Here is a 1,123-nt window from a genome sequence, read left to right as displayed (position 1 = left end):
CAACCCCTCGTACAGCTTGGTGAAGCGCTCGACCGGGTCCGGCTCGGTGCGATCGACCGAGACGGCGTACTCGCCGCCCCGGAGTTCGATCGTCACGCGTTCCAACCGCGCCGAGAACGTCCGGTAATGGTGTCCGTCCGGGTCAATCATCTGTTCCTCGTCGAGCATATCGAGCTCCTGTAAGCGGTTGATTCGGCGGTACACCGTCGGCGGAGACGCGTCGCACCGGTCGACGAGCTCCTGGGCGGACAGCGACTCCCGACTCGTCTCGGCCAGGATCGAGCGAGCGTACTCGTCTTCGAGCAGCTCACCGACGGTTTCGGCGGCGATCTGCGCCGATGGCTCACCCATCAGTGAGGCGTGTTTTCACGCGGTCCGTGAAAATACCCACCTCCCGAGTTTCTCCGTCAGAAACCGTGCCGCTACCCCGGGGACGGTCGGCCGGCGACTTTCTCGCCGTGAAAGCCGGCTGGTGCCTATATTCGCCCGCCGCCGGAACGGCGAGACGAGATGGACGCGATCAGAACCGACGGACTCACGAAACGCTACGGCGGCGGGCTCTTCGGGACCCCCGTGACGGCGGTCCGCGATCTCGACCTCGTCGTTCGAGAGGGAGAGGTGTTCGGCTTCCTCGGTCCGAACGGGGCCGGGAAGTCGACGACGATCGACATGCTGCTCGACTACGCGCGCCCGACCGGCGGATCGGTCCGCGTGCTCGGACGCCCCGTGGAAGCGCGACCGGACGCGATCAGTCGGCGGGTGGGCGTGCTCCCGGAGGGGTACGGACTGTACGACCGGCTCACCGGTCGTCGCAACCTCGAGCTCGCCGTCGACTGGAACGGCGGTGACGACGACGTCGGTCGGCTGCTCGACCGTGTCGGCGTGGATCCGGACGACGCCGCGCGTCGGGTCGGGGAGTACTCGAAGGGGATGACACAGCGGCTCGCCCTCGCGATGGCCCTCTCCGGCGATCCGGACCTGTTGATACTCGACGAACCCTCGTCGGGACTCGATCCGAACGGGGTCCGGCGGTTGCGGGAGATAGTCGGCGAAGCGGCCGACGCCGGGACGACGGAGAGCGCGGAGACGGCCGCGGAGGACGACGACTGATGGCGCGGGTGAA

The 1,123-nt window shown here is 67.8% G+C and carries 1 protein-coding gene and 1 pseudogene; one reads left to right on the top strand and one right to left on the bottom strand.

Features of this window, described 5'->3' with window-relative positions; all coding sequences use genetic code 11:
• The coding region (locus tag U4E84_RS18240; RefSeq protein ID WP_322533478.1) for a helix-turn-helix domain-containing protein at nt 1–351 on the bottom strand (351 nt) is incomplete at its 3' end.
• Between the two features lie 159 nt (nt 352–510).
• Here U4E84_RS18240 and U4E84_RS18235 point away from each other — a divergent pair.
• Nucleotides 511–1,074, top strand: a pseudogene (locus U4E84_RS18235) (ABC transporter ATP-binding protein); the annotation flags it as partial.
• Nucleotides 1,075–1,123: the final 49 nt, after the last annotated feature.

Source organism: Halorubrum sp. AD140 (genome assembly GCF_034497445.1).
In the GTDB taxonomy this organism is placed as follows: Archaea; Halobacteriota; Halobacteria; order Halobacteriales; family Haloferacaceae; genus Halorubrum.
Note: the sequence above shows the minus strand (reverse complement) of the source record. Positions and strands in the feature narration are given on the sequence as shown.